At 74.1% G+C, this 20,837-nt stretch carries 22 protein-coding genes; 14 read left to right on the forward strand and 8 right to left on the reverse strand.

Annotated features, from left to right (window positions below; translation table 11 throughout):
- Positions 1 to 56: 56 nt before the first annotated feature.
- From C569_RS0119585 to C569_RS0119595, 3 genes are all read left to right on the forward strand, one after another.
- Complete coding sequence (locus C569_RS0119585) at positions 57 to 743, forward strand: hypothetical protein (protein WP_018787468.1); 687 nt, start codon at positions 57 to 59, stop codon at positions 741 to 743.
- Between the two features lie 167 nt (positions 744 to 910).
- Positions 911 to 1,732, forward strand: a complete 822-nt coding sequence (locus C569_RS0119590) for an HAD family hydrolase (RefSeq protein ID WP_018787469.1) — start codon at positions 911 to 913, stop codon at positions 1,730 to 1,732.
- The gene (locus C569_RS0119595) at positions 1,732 to 2,544 is read left to right on the forward strand and encodes an HAD family hydrolase (RefSeq protein ID WP_026268386.1); all 813 of its coding nucleotides are present in this window, start codon (positions 1,732 to 1,734) and stop codon (positions 2,542 to 2,544) included. The genes C569_RS0119590 and C569_RS0119595 overlap by 1 nt, the downstream gene beginning before the upstream one ends.
- Positions 2,545 to 2,580: 36 nt before the next feature.
- On the opposite strand, the gene C569_RS0119600 is transcribed toward C569_RS0119595, so the two are convergent.
- A complete protein-coding gene (locus tag C569_RS0119600; RefSeq protein ID WP_026268387.1) occupies positions 2,581 to 3,171 on the reverse strand; it encodes a bacterial proteasome activator family protein in 591 nt (196 codons plus the stop codon).
- A 57-nt stretch (positions 3,172 to 3,228) separates the two neighbouring features.
- On the opposite strand from C569_RS0119600, the gene C569_RS0119605 reads away from it, so the two are divergent.
- Positions 3,229 to 4,056, forward strand: coding sequence for a S9 family peptidase (locus tag C569_RS0119605; protein ID WP_018787472.1), 828 nt, complete (start codon positions 3,229 to 3,231; stop codon positions 4,054 to 4,056).
- Between the two features lie 48 nt (positions 4,057 to 4,104).
- Positions 4,105 to 5,325: an ABC transporter substrate-binding protein gene (locus C569_RS0119610; protein WP_026268388.1), complete on the forward strand. Its 1,221-nt coding sequence runs from the start codon at positions 4,105 to 4,107 to the stop codon at positions 5,323 to 5,325.
- Positions 5,326 to 5,393: 68 nt separating this feature from the next.
- On the opposite strand, the gene ddaH is transcribed toward C569_RS0119610, so the two are convergent.
- Positions 5,394 to 6,227 carry a dimethylargininase gene (gene ddaH, locus C569_RS0119615; protein ID WP_341844948.1) on the reverse strand — a complete coding sequence of 278 codons (834 nt, stop codon included), beginning with the start codon at positions 6,225 to 6,227 and terminating at the stop codon, positions 5,394 to 5,396.
- Between the two features lie 59 nt (positions 6,228 to 6,286).
- Between ddaH and C569_RS0119620 the strand changes: the two genes are divergently transcribed.
- Both C569_RS0119620 and C569_RS33780 read left to right on the forward strand, forming a co-directional pair.
- Positions 6,287 to 6,745, forward strand: coding sequence for an Lrp/AsnC family transcriptional regulator (locus C569_RS0119620; protein WP_026268389.1), 459 nt, complete (start codon positions 6,287 to 6,289; stop codon positions 6,743 to 6,745).
- 60 nt (positions 6,746 to 6,805) lie between these two features.
- Positions 6,806 to 7,081 carry a zinc-binding dehydrogenase gene (locus C569_RS33780; RefSeq protein ID WP_018787476.1) on the forward strand — a complete coding sequence of 92 codons (276 nt, stop codon included), beginning with the start codon at positions 6,806 to 6,808 and terminating at the stop codon, positions 7,079 to 7,081.
- 6 nt (positions 7,082 to 7,087) lie between these two features.
- Here C569_RS33780 and C569_RS0119630 read toward each other — a convergent pair whose 3' ends face one another.
- The 3 genes from C569_RS0119630 to C569_RS0119640 form a co-directional block, all read right to left on the reverse strand.
- Positions 7,088 to 8,215, reverse strand: coding sequence for a hypothetical protein (locus C569_RS0119630; protein ID WP_018787477.1), 1,128 nt, complete (start codon positions 8,213 to 8,215; stop codon positions 7,088 to 7,090).
- A gap of 65 nt (positions 8,216 to 8,280) precedes the next feature.
- Positions 8,281 to 8,538 (reverse strand): DUF6457 domain-containing protein, encoded by a 258-nt coding sequence (locus C569_RS0119635; protein ID WP_026268390.1) that lies wholly within the window; start codon positions 8,536 to 8,538, stop codon positions 8,281 to 8,283.
- Positions 8,535 to 9,314 (reverse strand): molybdenum cofactor guanylyltransferase, encoded by a 780-nt coding sequence (locus C569_RS0119640; protein WP_018787479.1) that lies wholly within the window; start codon positions 9,312 to 9,314, stop codon positions 8,535 to 8,537. Before C569_RS0119640 ends, C569_RS0119635 begins: the two co-directional genes overlap by 4 nt.
- A gap of 251 nt (positions 9,315 to 9,565) precedes the next feature.
- Between C569_RS0119640 and fdhD the strand changes: the two genes are divergently transcribed.
- Complete coding sequence (gene fdhD / locus C569_RS0119645; RefSeq protein WP_026268391.1) at positions 9,566 to 10,420, forward strand: formate dehydrogenase accessory sulfurtransferase FdhD; 855 nt, start codon at positions 9,566 to 9,568, stop codon at positions 10,418 to 10,420.
- An 80-nt stretch (positions 10,421 to 10,500) separates the two neighbouring features.
- Here the strand turns inward: fdhD and C569_RS0119650 are convergent, their stop codons facing one another.
- Positions 10,501 to 11,703: a DUF4192 domain-containing protein gene (locus C569_RS0119650; RefSeq protein WP_018787481.1), complete on the reverse strand. Its 1,203-nt coding sequence runs from the start codon at positions 11,701 to 11,703 to the stop codon at positions 10,501 to 10,503.
- Positions 11,704 to 11,855: 152 nt separating this feature from the next.
- On the opposite strand from C569_RS0119650, the gene C569_RS0119655 reads away from it, so the two are divergent.
- The 5 genes from C569_RS0119655 (at position 11,856) to C569_RS0119675 (ending at position 18,591) form a co-directional block, all read left to right on the forward strand.
- On the forward strand, positions 11,856 to 12,770 hold the full coding sequence (locus C569_RS0119655) for a fructosamine kinase family protein (protein ID WP_018787482.1): 915 nt from the start codon (positions 11,856 to 11,858) through the stop codon (positions 12,768 to 12,770).
- On the forward strand, positions 12,767 to 13,780 hold the full coding sequence (gene moaA / locus C569_RS0119660) for a GTP 3',8-cyclase MoaA (RefSeq protein ID WP_018787483.1): 1,014 nt from the start codon (positions 12,767 to 12,769) through the stop codon (positions 13,778 to 13,780). Before C569_RS0119655 ends, moaA begins: the two co-directional genes overlap by 4 nt.
- A gap of 2 nt (positions 13,781 to 13,782) precedes the next feature.
- The gene (locus C569_RS0119665; RefSeq protein ID WP_018787484.1) at positions 13,783 to 14,028 is read left to right on the forward strand and encodes a MoaD/ThiS family protein; all 246 of its coding nucleotides are present in this window, start codon (positions 13,783 to 13,785) and stop codon (positions 14,026 to 14,028) included.
- Between the two features lie 20 nt (positions 14,029 to 14,048).
- Positions 14,049 to 15,311 carry a metallophosphoesterase gene (locus C569_RS0119670; RefSeq protein ID WP_036346331.1) on the forward strand — a complete coding sequence of 421 codons (1,263 nt, stop codon included), beginning with the start codon at positions 14,049 to 14,051 and terminating at the stop codon, positions 15,309 to 15,311.
- Between the two features lie 94 nt (positions 15,312 to 15,405).
- Positions 15,406 to 18,591: a UvrD-helicase domain-containing protein gene (locus C569_RS0119675; protein ID WP_018787486.1), complete on the forward strand. Its 3,186-nt coding sequence runs from the start codon at positions 15,406 to 15,408 to the stop codon at positions 18,589 to 18,591.
- A 9-nt stretch (positions 18,592 to 18,600) separates the two neighbouring features.
- On the opposite strand, the gene C569_RS0119680 is transcribed toward C569_RS0119675, so the two are convergent.
- The gene (locus tag C569_RS0119680) at positions 18,601 to 19,230 is read right to left on the reverse strand and encodes an A24 family peptidase (protein WP_018787487.1); all 630 of its coding nucleotides are present in this window, start codon (positions 19,228 to 19,230) and stop codon (positions 18,601 to 18,603) included.
- 10 nt (positions 19,231 to 19,240) lie between these two features.
- On the reverse strand, positions 19,241 to 19,855 hold the full coding sequence (locus tag C569_RS0119685; protein WP_018787488.1) for an EamA family transporter: 615 nt from the start codon (positions 19,853 to 19,855) through the stop codon (positions 19,241 to 19,243).
- A gap of 85 nt (positions 19,856 to 19,940) precedes the next feature.
- Between C569_RS0119685 and C569_RS35075 the strand changes: the two genes are divergently transcribed.
- Positions 19,941 to 20,789, forward strand: a complete 849-nt coding sequence (locus tag C569_RS35075) for a hypothetical protein (protein ID WP_018787489.1) — start codon at positions 19,941 to 19,943, stop codon at positions 20,787 to 20,789.
- The last annotated feature ends 48 nt before the right edge of the window (positions 20,790 to 20,837 follow it).

Below are 20,837 nucleotides of genomic sequence, written 5' to 3' on the forward strand. Positions count from 1 at the left end.
GAAGGGTGGCCATGTCGCAGGATCTCCCCGTTCCCCGACAGGACAAGCGAATCCCCATGCAGGACAACAGGTCCGACGACACCACGATCGTCGAGTGGGGGGACGCCGAGCCGGAGTCGTCCGGCCGGGCCGCGCGCTCGCTCGCCGCGTTGGGCCGGGACCGTCGCCTGCCGCCGGTGCTCGCCGGGCTGGGCGCGGTGGCCGCGATCGCCTCGCTGATCGGCGAGTGGCTGGCGATCACGGTGCCGGCCGAGAACCGGGGCGACGACGGCCCCACGCAGCTGACCAGCGGGATCTCCGAGATCGGCGGGTTCGGCACGGCGTACCTGGTGGGCCTGCTCGGATTGTCGGTCGTGGTGGGGCTGGCGCTGCGCGGCGCCCCGGCGGTACGGCAGCACGCCCGGCTGGCCGGGCTGGGTCTCGCGGCGGGCGTGCTCGGGGTGCTCGTCGCGACCGCCACCTCCCTCGAACAGCTGGCCCGGCGCATCCTGTTCTTCGTCGGCGAGCAGCGCCTGGAGGTCGCGCACGGACGCGGCCTGGTCAGCGCGTTCGGAGCGGTCGCCCTGCTGGCGGCCGCACTGCACCTGGCCGGACGTTCGGCCGGCGAGTCGCCTGCCGACGGGGAGCCGGACGACGACCGGCCCGAGCGCCGCCGGGCGGACACCGACGACGTGCCGCCGGCCCCGGCGGACCTGACGGTGCAGCCCACGGCGCCGTTCGCCGGCCCCGAACGGTCGTACTGAGCCAGGTCCGGCAGCGCGTCCGGCGGCCACCGGAGCTTCGCCCGCGATTCGCCGGAAAGCCGTGGTTGCCGCCCGTTCCGCGAGATACGGTTGCTGCCCGCCGTCCCATGGTCGCGGCACCGAGGACCTGGTCGGCCGGCGTGACGGCGGCGGGCGAAGGAGGAACCATGACCCGCCCGGGACTGCCCAAGCTGATCGCCACCGACCTCGACGGCACGCTCGTCCGCAGCGACGAGACCGTCTCCGCGTACACCCACCGGGTGCTGGACCGGGTGCGGTCCGCCGGGATTCCGGTGGTCGGCGCGACCGGCCGCGGACCGCGCCTGACCGAACTCACCCGCAACGACATCCGGGCGGCCGACTTCCTGGTGATGGCCGGTGGCGGCCGGGTGGTGGACCAGAGCGACCCGGAGGGGCCCCTGGTGCTGCGGGACGAGCGGCTGCCCGGCGAGGTGCTGGCCCGCATCCTCACCGACCTGGAGGCGGCGGTCGGCCCGCTCACCGTGATGGTGGAGGCATCGGACGAGCACGAGGCGCCGCTCTGGGGCGACTACCACCCCAGCTGGCCCTACCCGGACCGGTTCGAGGCGCGCAGCCGGGTCGATTGCTTGTCCTGCGACGTGATCAAGGCGTTCGCGCGTACCGCCGACCACCACGTGGACGAACTGCTGGCCGCCGCGCGGGCGATCGTGCCGCCGGACGTGGCCACGCTCACCCAGGCCGGGCTCAGCTTCGTCGAGATCTGCCCGCCCCGGACCGACAAGGCCAGCGGGCTGAGCGTCGTCGCCGAGCGGCTCGGCGTCGACCCGGCCGACGTCCTGGTCTTCGGTGACCAGCCGAACGACCTGCCGATGTTCGACTGGGCGGGATGGGCCCGGGTGGCGGTGGCGAACGCCCACCCGGAGGTTCGCGCCGCGGCGGACGAGATCACCTTGCGCAACGACGAGGACGGGGTCGCGGTCTACCTGGACCGGCTACTCTCCCGGTGATGGAAGATCCACCTCGGCTCGTCGCCTCCGACATCGACGGCACGCTGCTGCGCGACGACCGGACGCTCAGCCCGCGTACCGCCGCGGTGCTGGCCCGCATCAACGCCGCCGGCACCCCGGTGGTCCTGGTCACCGGCCGTCCGATCCGCTGGCTCCAGATGGTGTACGAGCAGCTCACCGAGCCGCTGCCGGCGATCTGCGCCAACGGTGCGGTGGTGTACGACCCGGTCACCGACCAGGTGCTGCGCGCCGACCCGCTCGCCCCGGAACTGCTGGCGGAGGTGGCCCGGCGGCTACGCGCCGAGGTGCCCGGGGTGAGCCTCGCGGTGGAGATCGTGGACAGCCGGCAGATGCGGCACGAAGTGCAGTACCCGCTGCGCTGGGACGCCGACCGCGATGCGATCCGGGCGGTCGAGTCGCCCGAGGAACTGCTGGCCGCGCCCGCGGTGAAGCTGCTGGCGCGGGCCGGTGAGCAGGATCCGGACGTCTTCGTGCGAGTGGTGGCGGGCGCGCTGAAGGGGCTGGCCGAGGCGACCCACTCGTCGTACAGCGGGCTGATCGAGATCTCGGCGGCCGGCGTGACCAAGGCGGCCGGCCTCGCCTGGTACGCGGAGCGGCTGGGCGTGCACGAGCGGGACGTGCTGGCCTTCGGTGACATGCCCAACGACGTGCCGATGCTGGCCTGGGCCGGACGTGCGGTGGCAGTCGCCAACGCCCACCCGGCCGTACGGGAGATCGCACACGAGGTCACCGGGCCGAACACCGAGGACGGCGTCGCGGCGTACCTGGAGAAGGTCTTCGAGCTGGACTGACCGGCCGGGGCGCGTGACGCGCCCCGGCCGGCGGGGTTACAGGTACTGGCCGGGGGCGTGGCCCTCGTTGTTGCCGGGCATCCCCGGCATGCCCGGCATCATCCCGGCCGGGCCGCTCGGCAGCGCCTGGCGGCCGGACCGCATCTGCTCCAGCTGGACCCGGGCGGCCATCTGCTGGGCCACCAGCGCGGCCTGGATGCCGTGGAACAGCCCTTCCAGCCAGCCCACCAGCTGGGCGTGGGCGATGCGCAGCTCGCCCTCGCTCGGCGCCTGCTGCTCGGTGAACGGCAGCGAGATCCGCTCCAGTTCCTCGCGCAGCTCGGGCGCGAGTCCCTCCTTCAGCTCGACGATCGAGCGCTCGTGGATCTCCCGCATCCGGTGCCGGCTCGCGTCGTCGAGCGGCGCCGCCTTCACCTCCTCCAGCAGCTGCTTGATCATGCTGCCGATCCGCATCACCTTGGCCGGCTGCTCGACCAGACGGGTCGGGTCCTCGCCCTTGCCCTCGTCGGTCTGCACCGTGCCGACCGGGCGGCCGTCCGGCCCGACCACCACCACGGTGCCGGGGATGCCATCGTTGGCCTGTTCGTCGTCGTGTGCGGCGGAGTGCGCTTCGGTCATGGCACCCATCTTTACCCACGCCGGCCGCGTGCACGCGGCCGGACCGGGTGACGCTACCGTCGCCGCATGCTCTCCGACCCGCGCGAGGTGCTGACCCGCCCGTCCCCGCCCCCGGACGCCACGGTCTCCTACGGCGACCACCCGGACCAGTGCGCCGACCTGCGCCTTCCGGCCGGCGACGGGCCGCCCCGGCCGCTCGTGGTGGTGGTGCACGGCGGGTTCTGGCGGGTGGAGTACGACCGGACCCACACCGGCCCGATGGCGGCGGCGCTCGCCGCGCTCGGCCACCCGGTTGCGCAGATCGAGTACCGCCGGACCGGCGGGCCGGGCGGAGGCCGGCCGCACACGCTCACCGACGTCCGCGCCGGGATCGCCGCGCTGCCGGGACTCGCCGCCGCCGCGCTGCCCGGCCGGGTGGCACAGGTGCCGCCGATCCTGGTCGGTCACTCCGCGGGCGGGCACCTGGCCCTGTACGTGGCCGCGCACGCCCCGGAGACGGTCGGCGGGGTGCTCGCGCTGGCACCGGTGGCCGACCTCGCGCAGGCGTACCGGCTGGACCTGGACGGTGGGGCGGTGGCCGCGCTCCTCGGCGGCGGCCCGGACGACGTGCCGGACCGGTACGCGGCGACGGATCCATCGGCATTGGTACCCATCCGATCACGCACGGTAGTAATCCACGGAAATCGGGATGCCCAGGTTCCGATCGCGATCAGCCGGTCCTGGGTGGCGGCGGATCGGGCCGCCGGAGGCACCGCCACGCTCGTTGAGCTGCCTGAATGCGAGCATTTCGGGCTGATCGCGCCGGGCTCGGCCGCGTGGCCCCGGGTCGTCGAGGCGTTACTGTCGCTTCACGATGATCTTCCGGGCATTGACGCAGCGTCGCCGAGCAGGTAGAACGCCGAAGGGGTGTGCACCATGGCCACCCTGTCGGGGAGGAAATCGGTGGCACAGATGAACCGCAGGCGGGCGCTGCAACTGCTGGCCGCGCTGGGTACCACCGGACTGGCGGCGGGTTGCGGATCCGGGGACGACTCCGGAGAGCAGACCGGATCCGGCAGCCCGATCAAAGTCGGGCTGATCGTGCCCGGCAGCGGAGCGAACAAGGCCGTCGGCGACGAGATCACCAACGGCTTCCAGCTCTTCCTCGGCATGCGAGGTCAGCAGATCGCCGGCCACCCGGTCACGCTCGTGACCGCCGAGGAGGGCGAGACCGCCGCCACCGGCAAGGCCGCCGTCGACCGGCTGCTCAAGGAGGGCGTGCTCGCGCTCACCGGCGTGGTCAGCCCGACCGTGATGACCGGCATCAAGAACGCGGTCGAGGAGGCCCGGGTGCCCCTGCTGGGCTCCAACGCCTCCCCGTCGACGCTCCAGGGCGTCGTCTACATCTGGCGCACGTCGTACGTGCTGACCGAGCCCGGCGAGGCGCTCGGCGAATACCTGCGCCAGAAGCTGGACGCCTCCAGCCGGATCGCCATGTTCGGCACCCGCGGACCGGGCAGCCAGGACGTCATCGAAGGGCTGCGGCGCGCGTACGAGCGGGGCCGCCGGCTCACCGACGACCCGATCTTCACCGAAGACGACCCCAACCCGTCCCGGACGCTCTACTCCGGGCCGATCCGCAAGGCGCTCGAGCGCGAGCCGGACGCGGTGTTCTGCCACTACTCCGGGGCGCAGGCCGTGCAGTTCGTCAAGCAGCTCTACGCCCAGGGCTACCGGGGACCGATCTACGCCCCCGGGTTCCTCACCGAGGGCACCGCGCTCGACCAGCTCGACGACGGGGAGAAGGGCCGCGAGCGCAAGCTGATCCAGTCGTACGGGATCGAGACCGCGCTGAACTACTCGGCCGACCTCAACAACACCGCGAACCGGATCTTCGCCTCGGCGTACCGGAAGACGTTCAACTCGGCGCCCACCACGTACGCGATGGCCTCCTACGACGCCGCGCTGGTGCTGGACAAGGCGATCCGGCTGGCCGGGGCGAACCCCTCACCGCAGCAGGTCAACCTGGCGCTGGGCAAGATCGGTCAGGTGGACAGCCCACGCGGCACCTGGCAGTTCAACCAGACCCGTACCCCGCAGCAGAAGTGGTACCTGCGCCGGGTGCAGACCGACGGCCGGCTGCTCTCCAACGTGGTGATCAACGAGCTGGCGACGCTGGGCTGACCGGCACCGACACACGCGCGAAGGGCGGTCTCCCACCGGGGAGGCCGCCCTTCGCGTCGAGGCGTGGCTCAGTGCCGCAGCTCGGCGATGCAGCACTTCACGCTGCCACCGCCCTTCTTCAGCTCGGCCAGCTCCACCGGGACCGGGTGGTAGCCGGCCGCCTTCAACTTGCCGGCGAGCCGGGTCGCCTCGTTGTTCAGCACCACGTTGAGCCCGTCGCTGACCAGGTTGAGGCCGAACGCCAGCGCGTCCTCGTCGTCGGCGACGATCGCGTCCGGGAACAGCTGGGCCAGCACCTTCTGGCTGGCGGCGGAGAAGGCACCCGGGTAGTAGACGACGTTCTCGTCGTCGATCGAGGCCAACGCGACGTCCAGGTGGTAGAAGCGCGGGTCGACCAGGTGCAGCGAGACCACCGGCCGTCCGAGCGCCTCCTGCGCCTCGGCGTGCGCGGCCGGCTCGGTCCGGAAGCCGTACCCGGCGAGGATCAGACCGCCGTGCGCCTCCGGCAGGTACGCGAAGTCGCCCTCGCCCTCGTTGGTCTCGCTCGGCGCGATGAACCGCCAGCCGTGCTCCTCGTAGAACGCCCGGTGCGCGGCGGCCTCGGCCGCCCGCTGCTCGTGCTTGAACCGGGCGCCGTAGACGGTGCCGTCGACCACGAAGGCGCCGTTCGCCGCGTAGACCATGTCCGGCAGGCCCGCCTCGGGGGTGAGCAGGTGCACCTCGTGGCCCAGCGCGACGAGCGTCTCCCGCAGCCGGTCCCACTGCTTGACGGCCAGGCCGGCGTCGACCGGCGTGGTCACGTCCATCCACGGGTTGATCGCGTACTCGACCGTGAAGTGCTCGGGCGAGCACATGAGATATGTCCGCTTTCGCGAGACTCGCTGCTGGTTCACGGTCACCAAGAGTAGGTACGGTACAACTTTGGTAACAGCCACAAGCATTGCTTCCCGGGAGCAGAACGTTGCAGATAGACGCGGTCGACCAGCGAATCATTGCGTTGCTCGTCGCGGATGCTCGCGCCTCGTACGCGGACATCGGCAGCCGGGTGTCACTCTCCGCCCCCGCAGTCAAGCGACGGGTCGACCGCCTCCGATCCGCCGGGGTGATCCGGGGATTCACCGCCGTCGTCGACCCGGCCGCGGTCGGCTGGACCACCGAGGCGTTCGTCGAGCTGTTCTGCGCCGGCCGGACCACCCCGGCGCAGATCGGCGCCGCCGCCCGCCGGCACCCCGAGGTCGTCGGCGCGTACACCGTCTCCGGCGAGGCGGACGCACTCGTGCACCTGCGCGCCGCGGACATCGCCCACCTGGAGGAAGCCCTCGAACGGCTGCGCGCCGAATCGTTCGTCACCTCGTCGCGCAGCACCATCGTGCTCTCCCGGCTGGTCGAGTCCCCCGGCGTCGGCCCGTCAACGCCTTGACCTCAACCCCGCTTCATGTCGTGCACTGACACCGTGACCGGCGAGAGGCGAGGGGGCGGCATGCGTGCGGTGTGGCTGCGGGAGTTCGGCGAACCGGAGATGCTCGTGCCCGGGACGGCGCCCGACCCGGCACCCGGACCGGGCCAGGTGCTCGTCGACGCGGCACACGCGAACATCACGTTCGTCGAGACGATGTTCCGGGCCAGCGGCTTCGGGCCGTTCGGCGCCGAACCGCCGGTGATCGGGCAGCGCTTCCCGCTGGAACGCGCCGCCGACGCGCACGCCGCGATCGAGGCCCGGGAGACAGTCGGCAAGACGCTGCTCGACGTGCGCTGATCCGGCTCAGAGGTACATGCCGGTGCGGTGCTCCTGCGCCCGGGCCGGCTTGTCGCCCTCGCCGAAGAAGCGCTTGCCGCCGAACTCGCCGTGCAGTCGGTCGTCCAGCTCGTCGGCGAGCCCGGTCATCACCTGCACCGCGAGCATCAGGTGGGTGGCCTGGAAGTTGCGGCCGAACACCGGGATCGACGCCCACACCGTGTCGTCGGCGCAGTAGAGCCGGCCGATCGGCATCCGGTTGGTCAGCTCGGAGAGCTTCACGTAGAGGCGCTCGGTCGGCTCGACCTCGGTCAGCACCGGCGAGAAGACGTCCACCAGCGGCGGATTGTCGCGTACCCGGACGAAGACCATGGCCGAACCGGCCCGGATGTTGATGTCACCGTCGGAGTCGACCTGGAGCTGGTCGGACGCGGACTTCAGCATGGTCGACACGACCGTGCGGACCCGCTCCTCCAGGGCCAGCACGTCGTTCTCGCCGGACTGCGCGGCCGCCGCCGCGGCCAGCGCCTCGTCCAGGTCGGCCTCGACGTCCCGGTCCGGGCCGAACTCGCCGCGCGCGGTACCGAGCGGCTCCACCGGCAACGCCTCGCCCTCGGCGTCGTGCACCAGGTAGACGAGGAAGGCCGGGTGCGGGGCGCCGTAGACGTCACGCAGCGTCCGGGACAGCACAGCGGCCAGCCGGGTGGCCTCGTCGGTGCCGCAGTCCAGCCCGAACTGCTCACCCGAGCCCGGCACCACACCCGGCGGCGACCAGCCGAGCGCCACCATGTCGGCCACCGCGGCCCGGTCCAGCCGGTAGCCCTGCGGCAGGGTGGCGTTGCCCACCGCGCGGGCCGAGAGACGCCCCTCCTCGCCCGCGTCCACGCTCACCGAGTAGACGGCGTCGCCGGTGCCCGAGGCGGTCGGGTCGAGCGTGACCTCCAGGTGCCCGCCGGAGGGCAGCCCGCGCAGCCGGTCGGCGAGCGCCCGGGCGAACTCCCGCCAGGCCTCGGTGACCTTGGCCCGCAGATCAGCAGTGGTCGGCTCGTCGAGCAGGATCGACTCGTGGTGCTCCGGCGCGCTGCCGGTGGCGTGGTGCTCCGGCTTGCCGCCGGCAGGCTTGTCGACCGGCGCCGAGGGGTGGTCTGCCGTCATGATCGCCTCCGTCCGTTCCCGCCACCCTACCCACGCGCGAAGGGGACCGAATCCCGTGCGAGGCGCTAATCCCCAGGTGTGGAACCGCCCAGGTCGACGGGCCAGGAACCGGCCAGGGCGCTGAGCCGCTCGGCCGCCGCGGCCGGGTCCGCGCCGCGCCCCACCGCCAGCCCGAGCAGGTACGCCGTGACCGGCGCACCCGGCCGGACCACCTGGTGGGCCACGTCCCGCGCCACGTCGAGCACCATCGGCACGGGCACCCCCGCCGGGTCCAGGTCCAGTTCGGCGCAGACCGCAGTGACCCAGTCGTCCAGCACCGTCATCTCGTCCACTCCTCCGCCCGGCGTACGTCCTCGTCAGTGTCGCAGTCGAACCACGGTGGCGGCCCCGAGCCGGACCAGGACACCTCCCGTACGACGAGGCCGGCCAGCAGCCCGCGTACCGGCGCGCCGTCGAGCGAGCCGCCCCGCGTCACGGCGAGCCGGTCGAGGGCGGCGCGTAGGTCCGCGAACCGCCAGATCGCGCAGAGGTGCTGGCGGCGCCCGTCCCCGTCCACGTAACAGGCGAGCGCGGCGGTCTCACCCGCCAGCGCCTCCTGCCGGGCGGCGGCCGGAGCGTGTTCCGGCCCGGCCGTCGCGGCCTCCTCCTCCGGTTCGGCGGCCAACGCGTCGTCCGGTCCGGCGGCGGACGCGTCAGTCGAGCCGTCGTCCGGTCCGGCGGCGGAGGCGTTGTTCGAGCCGTCGTCCGGTCCGGCAGTCGGGGCGGCGAGGGCGCGTCGCAGCCCGGCCACCGCTGCGGTGGTGAGCAGCGGCAGGTCGGCGGCGAGCACTGCGACTGTCGTCGTACCGGGGTCGAGCAACGCCAACCCGGCTGCTGTGGCGGCCACCGGACCGCCGCCGGGCGGTTCCTCCCGGGTCGTCCGGACTCCCTCGGGCACCGGGCCGGACGAGCCGACCACGATCCGCTGGTCCGCGTCGGCCACCGCGCCCAGCACCCGGTGCAGCATCGACCGGCCGCCGACCGCGCGGGCCGGCTTGTCCACGCCGCCCATCCGCCGGGCCGCGCCACCGGCGAGCAGGATCGCCGCGTACCCCGTCACCGCCTCACCCTAGCCACAGCCGCGACCGCCGCGTCCCGGCTCGGACCTCCGCCCGGGGTTGTTGGCGGCTTTCCGACGTTGATCCACTGCTCTCCGCCGACGTGGTGGCATCCAGGGCCCTCCGATGCCGCCACCTCGCCGAACTGGTGTCGATCATCGGACCTGGGCCGGACGGGACCGGGCCGGGGCGGCGAGGGCGGGAAGGTGCGGGGCGAGGTGCGGGCGGCGGAGCGCCCGGGAAGGATGGCGGCATGGGACGGGCGACGGATCGGCGTGGTGTGCTGCGGATCGACCTCGACGCGGCCGCTGACGGACGGGGGCGGATCCGCCGGCAGGACACCCTGGCCGTGGAGGAGCCACTGGAGATCCGCGTCGGCACGGCCGGGCCGGGCCGACGCCGTCCGCTGGCGGTGACCATGCGTACGCCCGGCGACGACCTGGACCTGGCGATCGGATTCCTGCTCACCGAAGGGTTGATCCGGTCGGCGGAGGACGTGCACACGGCGCAGCTCTGCGCCGGGGCGGAGACCCCTAACACCTACAACGTGGTCGACGTGGTGCTCTCGCCCGGTGTGCCGGAGCCCGTGACCGACCCGGCGCGCAACTTTTACACCACCAGTTCGTGCGGCGTGTGCGGCAAGGCGAGCATCGAGTCGGTGCGGACCCGCTCGCGGTTCGCGGTGCGGGACGACCCGCTGGTGGTCACCGCCGACCTGCTGGCCGGGCTGCCGGACCGGCTGCGCGCCGCGCAGCGCGCCTTCGACCGCACGGGCGGCCTGCACGCCGCGGGACTCTTCACCCCCGCCGGGGAGCTGGTCGTGCTCCGCGAGGACGTCGGGCGGCACAACGCGGTGGACAAGGTGCTCGGCTGGGCCACCCGGGAAGGGCGGCTGCCGCTGGCCGGACACGTGCTGCTGGTCTCCGGACGGGCCAGCTTCGAACTCACCCAGAAGGCGTGGATGGCGGGCGTGCCACTGCTCGCGGCGGTGTCCGCACCCAGCACGCTCGCTGTCGAACTGGCCGAGGAGGCCGGGATGACGCTGGTCGGCTTCCTGCGCGGACCGACCATGAACGTCTACACCGGTGCGGCGCGCGTCGGCGGCTGACCGCAGTCCTGGACGGGGCGGATCCGGCAGGCGGGTGAGCGGTCACCGGCGGGACCGGTCCGGCGGACGGGTGAGAGCGGTCACCGGCGGGGCCGACGTCGGCGGCGCCGCAGCACCCCGCCGTCGCCGGAACCGGGCCGCCCGTCCAGCCCGGACGGCGCGACGCCCCGCCGGAGCGCCTCGTCGAGCAGCACCGCGAGCGAGTAGCCGGGGTGAGCGGACAGCACCCGTTCCAGCGCGACAGCGGCCAGTGCCCCGTGCCCCGAGCGCCACGCGGCGAACGCGAGCAGGCAGCCCGGCGCGGCGATCAGGTCCGGCTCGGCACGTCGCAGCACGTCGGTCCAGAGGCTGATGTCGGCGTCCCGGCCGTCGGTGCGGGACCAGGCGTGATCACGTACCGCCACGTGGGTGAGAAGCACTGTCAGCCAGGCCGCCTCGTCGTCGTCCAGCCGCTCGCCGCGCCGCTGGCGGCGGAAGGCGGCACGCACAGCCGCAGTGCCAGCCGTGCGCACGGCCCGCGGCTCCCCACCCGGCACGAGACCGCCGGCCAGTGCCTGCGCGTCACCGCCCGGCCCGGGATCGACGGCCGGAACCGGAAACTGCCCACCCGGCCCGGAATCGACGGCCGGAACCGGCGACTGCCCACCCGGCCCGGGGCCGTCGGCCGGCGCGCCACCGGCCGGGCTCGCGTCCGACGGAGCGGGCGGCCGTCCGGTGAGCGCGGCCAGGCGGATGCGCGCCCGACCGGTGGCGCGGCGCATGGCGAGCCGGACCGGCCCGTCGAGCGGGGACACCTGCGCCGCGAGTGCGGCCCGGTCGGGCAGGGCGACCTGACCGGCGAACACGGCCGCCGCGCTGACCTGGCTGGCGGCGGGGTCGTGCGGGGTGCCCTCGGGCGGGCAGCAGGACGGCTCGGTGCACAGGTACGAGAACCAGCGGCCCTCGGTGACCCGCAACGCGTCGAGCACGACCAGGCCGGTGGCGGTCAGCGCGTCGCCGATCGCGTCCACCACACCCGTCACCCGGGCGGCCGGACCGTAGCCGACGACGGTGGCGGCGTCGGCGTCCTGCCGGGCCGCCACCTGAGCCAGGTGCCGGGCCGCCGGGCCGGGGTCGGCACCCGGTGCGGGCAGGTCACCACGGGCGGCGAAGACGACGCGCCGGCCGCGTACCGCGACCACCACGACGCTGTCGGCGGGATGGAAGCCGAGCAGATAGGGCACGGCCGCGACCATGTCGGCCGGCGAGCGGACGGAGAGACGCGCTGACTCGGTGGAGTTCATGCCGGGAGCGTCCGCGGTCGCGCCCCGCCGCGTCCGCCCCTGTGGACGACACGCGGTCCATCCACAGATACGGAGCGTATCCGCCCAGCTCAGCGGCGATCGGGGGCGCCGCTCGACAACCGGATGTCCGGGGTAACCGCTACCTTGCGCACATGGACCTGGCGTACCTGCGGGCACACCCGGAGCACCTGCCGACCTTCCTGACCCACCAGCGGATCCGGGAGACCCCGGTCTCCGGCGGTGACATCTGCGCCGCCTCCCGGCTCACCCTCGACGACGGGCACTCGGTGTTCGCCAAGACCTGGCCGGAACGGGCGGCGCGTCCGCTGCCGGAGGGCTTCTTCGCCGCCGAGGCGGCCGGGCTGCGCTGGCTGCGGGAGGCCGGCGCGGCGCCCGTACCGGATGTCCTCGTCGCGTTGCCCGACCTGCTGGCGCTCGACTGGGTGGAGCCCGGCGAGCCGACGCCGGAGGCCGCGGAGGCGTTCGGCCGCGACCTGGCCGGGCTGCACCAGGCCGGGGCACCCGCCTTCGGCGCGGACTGGCAGGGGTTCATCGGCGCGCTGCCGCAGGACAACACGCCCGACCCCGGCCCCTGGCCGGACTGGTTCGCCCGCCGCCGCCTGCTGCCCTACCTGCGCTTGTCGGTCGACGGCGGTGGGCTCGACGCCGCCGGGGCGGCGCTCGTCGAACAGGTCGCCGAGCGGATCGGCGAGTTCGGCGGCGACGAGCCGCCGGCCCGGCTGCACGGTGATCTCTGGCCGGGCAACCTGCTCTGGGGCGCCGACGGCCGGGTCTGGCTGGTCGATCCGGCCGCGCACGGTGGCCACCGCGAGACCGACCTGGCGCAGCTCGCGCTGTTCGGCGGTCCGCCGCACCTGGACCGGATCATGACCGCCTACCGGGAGGCGTGGCCGCTGGCGGACGGGTGGCGGGAACGGGTGCCGCTCCATCAGCTGCATCTGCTGCTCGTGCACACCGCGATCTTCGGCGCGGCGTACGCGGACGCGGTCCGCTCCACCGCCCGTGCCGCCCTCCGGTGGCCCGACCGCGCTACGGTCGACAGATGAGCGACCCCCGGACGGCCGACGGCGGCCTCGCCGACCGGTACGGCCGTGTCGCCCGGGACCTGCGGGTCTCGCTCACCGACAAGTGCAACCTGCGCTGCACCTACTGCATGCCGGCGGAGGGCCTGCCCTGGCTGGCCGGTCCGAAACTGCTCACCGACGACGAGATCATCCGGCTGGTGGGTGTCGCGGTGTCCCGGCTCGACATCACCGAGGTGCGCTTCACCGGCGGTGAGCCGCTGATCAGGCCGGGCCTGCCGGGCATCGTGGCGGCGGTCGCCGCGCTCACGCCCCGGCCGCGCATCTCGCTGACCACGAACGGCATCGGCCTGGCCCGCATGGCGCCGGCGCTGCGTGCCGCCGGGCTGGACCGCGTCAACGTCTCGCTCGACACGCTGGACCGGGACCGGTTCACCGCGCTGACCCGCCGCGACCGGCTCGCCGACGTGCTCGCCGGGCTGGCCGGGGCCGCGGAAGCCGGGCTGACCCCGGTGAAGATCAACTCGGTGCTCATGCGCGGCACGAACGACGACGAGGCGCCCGCGCTGCTCCGGTTCGCGCTCGTGCACGGCTACGAGCTGCGGTTCATCGAGCAGATGCCGCTCGACGCCCAGCACGGCTGGGACCGTTCGACAATGGTCACCGCCGACGAGATCCTGGCCTCCCTGCACACCGCGTTCGCGTTGACGCCGGACCCGTCCGAGCGCGGCGCGGCGCCGGCCGAAACGTGGCTGGTGGACGGCGGGCCGGCCCGGGTCGGGGTGATCGCCAGCGTGACCCGGCCGTTCTGCGGCGACTGTGACCGCACCCGGCTCACCGCCGACGGCCAGGTGCGCAACTGCCTGTTCGCCACCGAGGAGTCGGACCTGCGCGGCGCGATGCGCGACGGCGCGGACGACGAGGAGCTGGCCCGCCGCTGGCGCGCCGCGATGTGGGCCAAGCGGGCCGGGCACGGCATCGACGACCCGACGTTCCTCCAGCCCGCACGCTCGATGTCGGCGATCGGAGGCTGAGGGTGGAACTGACGGTCCGCTACTTCGCCGGTGCCCGCGCGGCCGCGGGACGGGCCGAGGAGACCGCATCCGCCGGCCGGTCCCTGGACGAACTCCTCGACGACCTGGCCGCCCGGCACGGCGAGCGCCTCGCGGTGGTGCTGAAGGCGGCGAGTTTCCTGGTCGACGGTGTGGCCTGTCATGATCGACGGGCACTGTTGCCGGCCGGGGCGACGGTGGACGTGCTGCCGCCCTTCGCGGGCGGCTGAGGGGGGCACCCGTGCTGGCCATGGCGACATTCCTGGGCTTCGTCGTGCTCGTGATCGGCCTGATCCACCTCTACCTGTGGAAGCGGCTGGTCCGGGACACCACGCGCCCCGGGCGGTGGCGCCGGGCCGGTGGGGTGGCGATCGTGGCGCTGGCGGTGCTCGTACCGGTGACCATGGCGGGCACCCGCAACGGCTGGTACTGGCTGGCCTGGCCCGGTTACCTCTGGATCGCGCTCATGTTCTACCTGCTGGTGCTGCTGCTGGTGCTGGAGGTACCGACCGCAGTGGCCCGGCTCGTGCTGCGCCGCCGGGCCCGCTCGGCGATCGCCGCCGGCCCGGAGCCCGAGCCCGTGCTCGTCGGCGCGGCTTCGGCGGAGGGTGCGGCGCCGCCGCCGGTCGACCCGGCCGACGCGCCCCCGGCCGGCACCAGCGCGCCGGACCACGACCCCTCCCGGCGGCTGCTGCTCGCCCGCGGGGCGGCGATCTTCGCCGGGCTCACCGCCGTCGGCGTCACCGGGTACGGCGTCCGCACCGCGATGGGTCCGCCGCAGCTCGACCGGGTGCAGATCCCGCTGGCGAAGCTGCCCCGCAGCATGGACGGGCTGCGCATCGCCACCGTCTCCGACATCCACCTCGGGCCGCTGCGCGGCCGGGCGCACACCGAGCGGATCGTCGCGATGATCAACCGGATGGACGCCGACCTGGTCGCCGTGGTCGGTGACCTGGTCGACGGCACGGTGGCCGAGCTGGGCGAGGCCGCCGAGCCGCTGCGCGACCTGCAGTCCCGGTACGGCAGCTTCTTCGTCACCGGCAACCACGAGTACTACTCGGGCGTCGAGGAGTGGATCCGCGAGGTGGACCGGCTCGGCCTGCGGGTGCTCCAGAACGAGCGGCAGGAGATCCAGGCCCGGGGCGGCGTACTGGACCTGGCCGGGGTGAACGACGTGAGCGCCGCCGGCACGGGGTTGGCCGCGCCCGCCGACTACGCCGCCGCCCTCGGTGACCGCGACCCGAGCCGGCCGGTGGTGCTGCTGGCGCACCAGCCGGTGGCCGCGCAGGAGGCGGCGAAGTTCGGCGTCGACCTCCAGCTCTCCGGGCACACCCACGGCGGCCAGATGGTGCCGTTCAACCTGGCGGTGAAGCTCGAACAGCCGGTGGTCTCCGGTCTCGGCGAGGTCGACGGCACGAAGGTCTACGTCACGAACGGCGCCGGTTTCTGGGGCCCGCCGGTGCGGGTGGGCGCGCCTCCCCAGGTGACGCTCGTCGAGCTGCGCACGCAATAGCGTGCATGGGCCGCCGAGTCCAGCACCGCATTGCTCAGGTCACCCGTACGCGTGGCGACGGGCGGGCGGGGGACCGGACGTGACAGGATGCGGCGTGCCTCCGTTCAGCGCCGCACCCCCCGGTGGCCTCCCGCCGTACGTCGCGGATCTGCACATCCACTCGAAGTACTCCCGCGCGTGCAGCCGCGACCTGACCCTGCCGAACCTGGCCTGGTGGGCCCGGCGCAAGGGCGTCGGCGTGCTCGGCACCGGCGACTTCACCCATCCCGCCTGGTACGACCACCTGCGCGAGACGCTGCACCCGGCCGAGCCGGGCCTGTACCGGCTGTCGCCCGACGCGGAGCGGGACGTGGCACGGCGGCTGCCGCCCCGGCTGGCCGGTGCGGCGGAGGCGGACCCGGTCCGGTTCATGCTGAGCGTGGAGATCTCCACGATCTACAAGCGCGACGACCGCACGCGTAAGGTGCACCACCTGATCTACCTGCCGGACCTGGACGCGGTGGCCCGGTTCAACACCGCGCTGGGCCGGATCGGCAACCTCGGCTCGGACGGCCGACCGATCCTCGGGCTGGACTCCCGCGACCTGCTGGAGATCACGCTGGAGGCGAGCCCGGACGGCTATCTGGTGCCCGCGCACATCTGGACGCCCTGGTTCTCCGCGCTCGGCTCGAAGTCCGGCTTCGACGCGATCGCCGACTGCTACGCGGACCTGGCCGAGCACATCTTCGCCGTGGAGACCGGTCTGTCGTCCGACCCGGAGATGAACTGGCGGGTCGGCAGCCTGGACCGCTACCAGCTGGTGTCGAACTCGGACGCCCACTCGCCGCCCGCGCTGGCCCGGGAGGCCACGGTTCTCACCGCGGCCCGCGACTACTTCGCCATCCGTGAGGCGTTGCGTACCGGCGACGGGCTGGCGGGCACCGTCGAGTTCTTCCCGGAGGAGGGCAAGTACCACGCCGACGGGCACCGGCTGTGCGGCGTGAACTGGTCGCCGGAGCGGACCCGCGAGGCGGGCGGACGCTGCCCGGAGTGCGGCAAGCCGCTGACGGTGGGTGTGCTCAGCCGGGTCGAGGAGCTGGCGGACCGCCCGGCGGGGCACCGGCCGGCGCACGCGCGCGAGGTGACCCACCTGGTGCCGCTGGCCGAGATCCTGGGCGAGCTGAACCGGGTCGGCGCGCGGTCGAAGAAGGTCGAGGGCAAGCTCAACGAGCTGATCGCCGCGCTCGGCCCGGAGTTGGAGATCCTCACGCGTACCCCGATCTCCGAGATCAGCCGGGTCGGCGGTGAACTGCTCGCGGAGGGCATCGGCCGGCTGCGCCGCGGCGACGTGCGTCGGGTGCCGGGCTTCGACGGGGAGTACGGCGTGATCACGCTGTTCGACCCGGCGGAACTGGGCGCAGCGGGTGCCCGGGCCGGGCAGGAGACCCTGTTCGACGTACCGGTGCCCGCGCCGCGGCGACCGGCGGAGTCGGCGCCGAAGCCGAAGGCCAAGCGCCCGGCGGCGGCCCGGCCGGAGCCGAAGCGCACGCCGCCGTCCGCGCCCCCGATCGCGCCGCCGCCGTCTCCGCACGAGCCGTTCGAGCCGATGCTCGCCGGGATGGAGGAGGTCGGTACCGGTCTGCTCGACCGGCTGGACGCGATGCAGCGGGTGGCCGCGTCGGCGCCCGGTGGTCCGCTGCTGATCGTGGCCGGTCCGGGTACCGGCAAGACGCGGACGCTCACGCACCGGATCGCGTACCTCTGCGCGGAGCTGAACGTCTTCCCCGATCAGTGCCTGGCGATCACGTTCACCCGGCGGGCGGCCGAGGAGCTGCGGCACCGGCTGGACGGGCTGCTCGGCCCGGTCGCCGAGGACGTCACCGTGGGCACGTTCCACGCGCTCGGCCTGACCGTGCTGCGGGAGAACGCGGCGGCGGTCGGGCTGCCGGCGGACTTCCGGATCGCCGACGACGCCGACCGTGCGGCCGCGCGCGCCGAGGCGGGCGAGGACGACGAGCGGTACGCGGCGTTGCTGCGCAAGCGGGACCTGGTCGACCTGGACGAGCTGCTGACGCTTCCGGTGGCGCTGCTCAGGGGTGACCGGAAGCTGGTGCGCGAGTACCGCGAGCGATGGAGGTGGATCTTCGTCGACGAGTACCAGGACGTCGACGCGGTGCAGTACGAGCTGCTGCGGCTGCTCAGCCCGCCGGACGGGAACCTGTGCGCGATCGGCGACCCGGACCAGGCGATCTACTCGTTCCGGGGCGCCGACGTGGGCTACTTCCTGCGGTTCTCGCAGGACTTCGCCGACGCGCGGCTGGTCCGGCTGAACCGCAACTACCGCTCCTCGGCGCCGATCCTGGCCGCCGCCGTGCAGGCAATCGCGCCGTCGTCGCTGGTGCGCGGTCGGCGCCTCGACCCGGCCCGGCTCGACCCGGAGGCGCCGCTGGTCGGCCGGTACGCGGCGAGTTCGGTGGCCGACGAGGCCGACTTCGTAGTCCGTACCGTGGACGAGCTGGTCGGCGGGCTGTCCCACCGCTCGCTCGACTCGGGCCGGATCGACGGGCGGGCCACCTCGCTGTCCTTCTCCGACATCGCGGTGCTGTACCGCACCGACGCGCAGGCCGCGCCGATCGTGGACGCGCTGGCCCGGGCGAACATCCCGGTGCAGAAGCGCTCGCACGACCGGCTGCACGACCGGCCCGGCGTGCCGGCCATCGCCCGCGAGCTGCGCCACGCCGGTCTCGACGGTTCGCTCGCCGCCCGGGTACGCCAGGCCGGCCAGATCCTGGCCGAGCGCTTCGCCGTGCCCACGCTCGACGGCACCGGCGCGGTACGCCCCGAGGACGTCCGCACGGCGGTGGACCTGCTCACGCCGCTGGCCCGGCGCTGCGGCGACGACCTCGCCCTGTTCCTCAACCAGCTCGCCACCGGCGCGGAGGTGGACGCGCTCGACCCGCGCGCCGAGGCGGTCACGCTGCTCACGCTGCACGCCGCGAAGGGGCTGGAGTTCCCGGTGGTGTTCCTGGTGGGCGCCGAGGACGGCCTGTTGCCGCTGCGGTGGCCCGGCTCCGAGCCGGACGACGACGCGGTGGCCGAGGAGCGGCGGCTGTTCTTCGTCGGGCTGACCCGGGCGCAGGACCGGCTGTACGTCAGCCACGCGGGCCGCCGCGCCCGGCACGGGGCGGAACGCGACACCCGCCCGACACCGTTCCTCGACGTGATCGACCCGGCGCTGTTCGAGCGCCTGGACGCGACCGAACCCCGCCGTCCGAAGGACCACCAGCTCCGGTTGATCTGACGGCACTTCTCAGGTGAGGACGGCGGCGAGCCACGCGCCGCCGAGCAGCGCCGGGCCGAACGGCACCGGTGTGTCCCGGCGTACCCGGCCGGCGGCGAGCAGGACGAGCACCGCCACCCCGGCGAGCACGTGCGGCAGGAGCAGCCCGAGCCGCAACGCCGGCCAGCCGAGCCAGCCCAGCGGCAGCCCGAGCGCGGCGGCGAGCTTCACGTCGCCGAAGCCGAGCCGGGCGCGGGGCAGCAGCGCCAGCAGCGCGTACCCGGTGAAGGAGAGCGCGGCACCGGCCGCCGCGACGGCCAGGCGGCGCGGCTCGCCGGTCGCCGCCGTGGCAGCGGCCGGGCCGAGGCCGCCGCCGAGCGCGACCAGGCCGACGAGCGGGTCGGGCAGCCGCAGCGCTGTCACGTCGGTGACCACGAGGACCAGCCCGGCGGCGGCGACCAGCAGCAGTGCGGGCAGCGCCGGATCGGCGGGCCGGGCGGCGGCGAGCCCGCCGAACACCACGACGCCGACCAGGGCGAACGTGTATCGGCAGGGGACGCCGCCGGCGGGACCGGTGACAACGGACCGGCCGACCGGGACCGCGGCCCACCCGGCCGCCGCACCCAGCAGCGCGATTCCCGTCACCAGCAGCGCCGACACGGGCGGGACGCTACCGCCGGGCCGGTTCCCCCGCCGTCCCGTCGACGGCTGGTGGCGGGGACCGCCGGGGTCGCTCGGTGCTCACCACCAACGCCACGCCGACCACGATGACCGCGCCGCCCATCAGCACCTGCGCGGTGATCGGTTCCGCGACGAACAACGCGCCGAGCGCCACCCCGAGGAACGTCGACGGTCGGGGCCGGTCCCCGCCCGCCGTCCGCAGCAGGACCACGAGCAGCGGCACTGTGGCGACGAGCAGCGCCGCCACGCCGGAGGGTACGGCGGTCCCGGCCGGGCCGGACTCGGCGAGCACCACCAGACCGTTGCCGCCGGCCGGCAGCAGCACGCCGACGAGCGCGGCGGAGCCGACACGGCGCACGGGCACCCGCAACGCGCCGGGTCCGCGCCGCAGGCGCAGCACCACGGCGAGCACGACCGCGGCGGCGGCGAATCGCATCGCCGCGGAGACGAGTGGCGGCAGCGACTCGACAGCGACCCGGATGCCGAGGTAGGTCGAGCCCCACAGCAGGTAGACCAGCACGAGGGCGGTCCAGATCAGCGCGGTGCGGGTCGGCGGCGTCGCGGAATCGACAACGTTCGTCGCACTCTCGGGGCGTGAGCTCATCGTGGGACCGCGCTACGGTGACCACGGCGTCGGCGTCCTTAGGTGGTGGCCGGCCTCTCAGCACTGGCGTACGCAGGAGGCGTTCATGTCGAACTTCGGTCCACCGGGCGGCGGCTCTCCCGAGCCCTGGGGACGGCCCGACGACGGCTACGCCCCGCAGCCCGATCCTCGCTTCACCTCGCAGGGCGACCCGCGTTACGCCCCGCACTCCGACCCGCAGTACGGCCCGCCGACCCAGCAGTACGGCCCGCCGGCCCAGCAGTACGGGCCCGACGACCGGTACGGCCCGCCCGGCCAGCAGTACGGGCCCGCCGACCGCTACGGCCCGCCGGCCGATCAGTACGGGCCGCCGACGCAGCGCTTCGAGCCGGGACCGGCCTGGTCCCCCGGGCCGCCGCAGCAGGGCCACTTCGACGGCCCGTACGCCGGGTCGCCGTACGGCGCTGGTCAGCAGCCGTACGCCGAACCGGCGCCGCTGAAACGCGGGAAGGGCCCGCTGCTGGTGGTCGTGATCGTGCTGGCGGTGCTGCTGCTGGGCGGCGCCGGGGCGTACTGGATGCTGGGCCGGGACGAGCAGACGCCGACCGGCGGGACGACCGCTGTCACCCCGCCGGCCGCGGATCCGAGCGAGGCGCCGCCGAGCGAGCCGGCCGACACGACGCCCACGACGGCGGCTCCGGCGTCCTCCACCGATCCGCGCTTCGTCAAGGCGGGTCAGTGCGTCGCCAACGAGGGTGGCGGCGGCCAGCCGAAGCTGGTGATCGCCGACTGCGCCCCGAAGACGTACGAGGTGCTGAGCCGCATCGACGGCGCGACGAGCGGCAAGAAGGACGCGGAGGCGAAGTGCGGGAAGGTGGCCGGTTACACCGACTGGTACTTCTTCGACAGCGAGCTGGACACGCTCGACTTCGTGCTGTGCCTGAAGCGCCGCTGACGCTCCGGAGACGCCGGTAGCCAAGACTAGGGCTGTCTAGCATTCACG

It is taken from the genome of Micromonospora sp. CNB394 (genome assembly GCF_000374985.1).
Taxonomy (GTDB): domain Bacteria; phylum Actinomycetota; class Actinomycetes; order Mycobacteriales; family Micromonosporaceae; genus Micromonospora; species Micromonospora marina.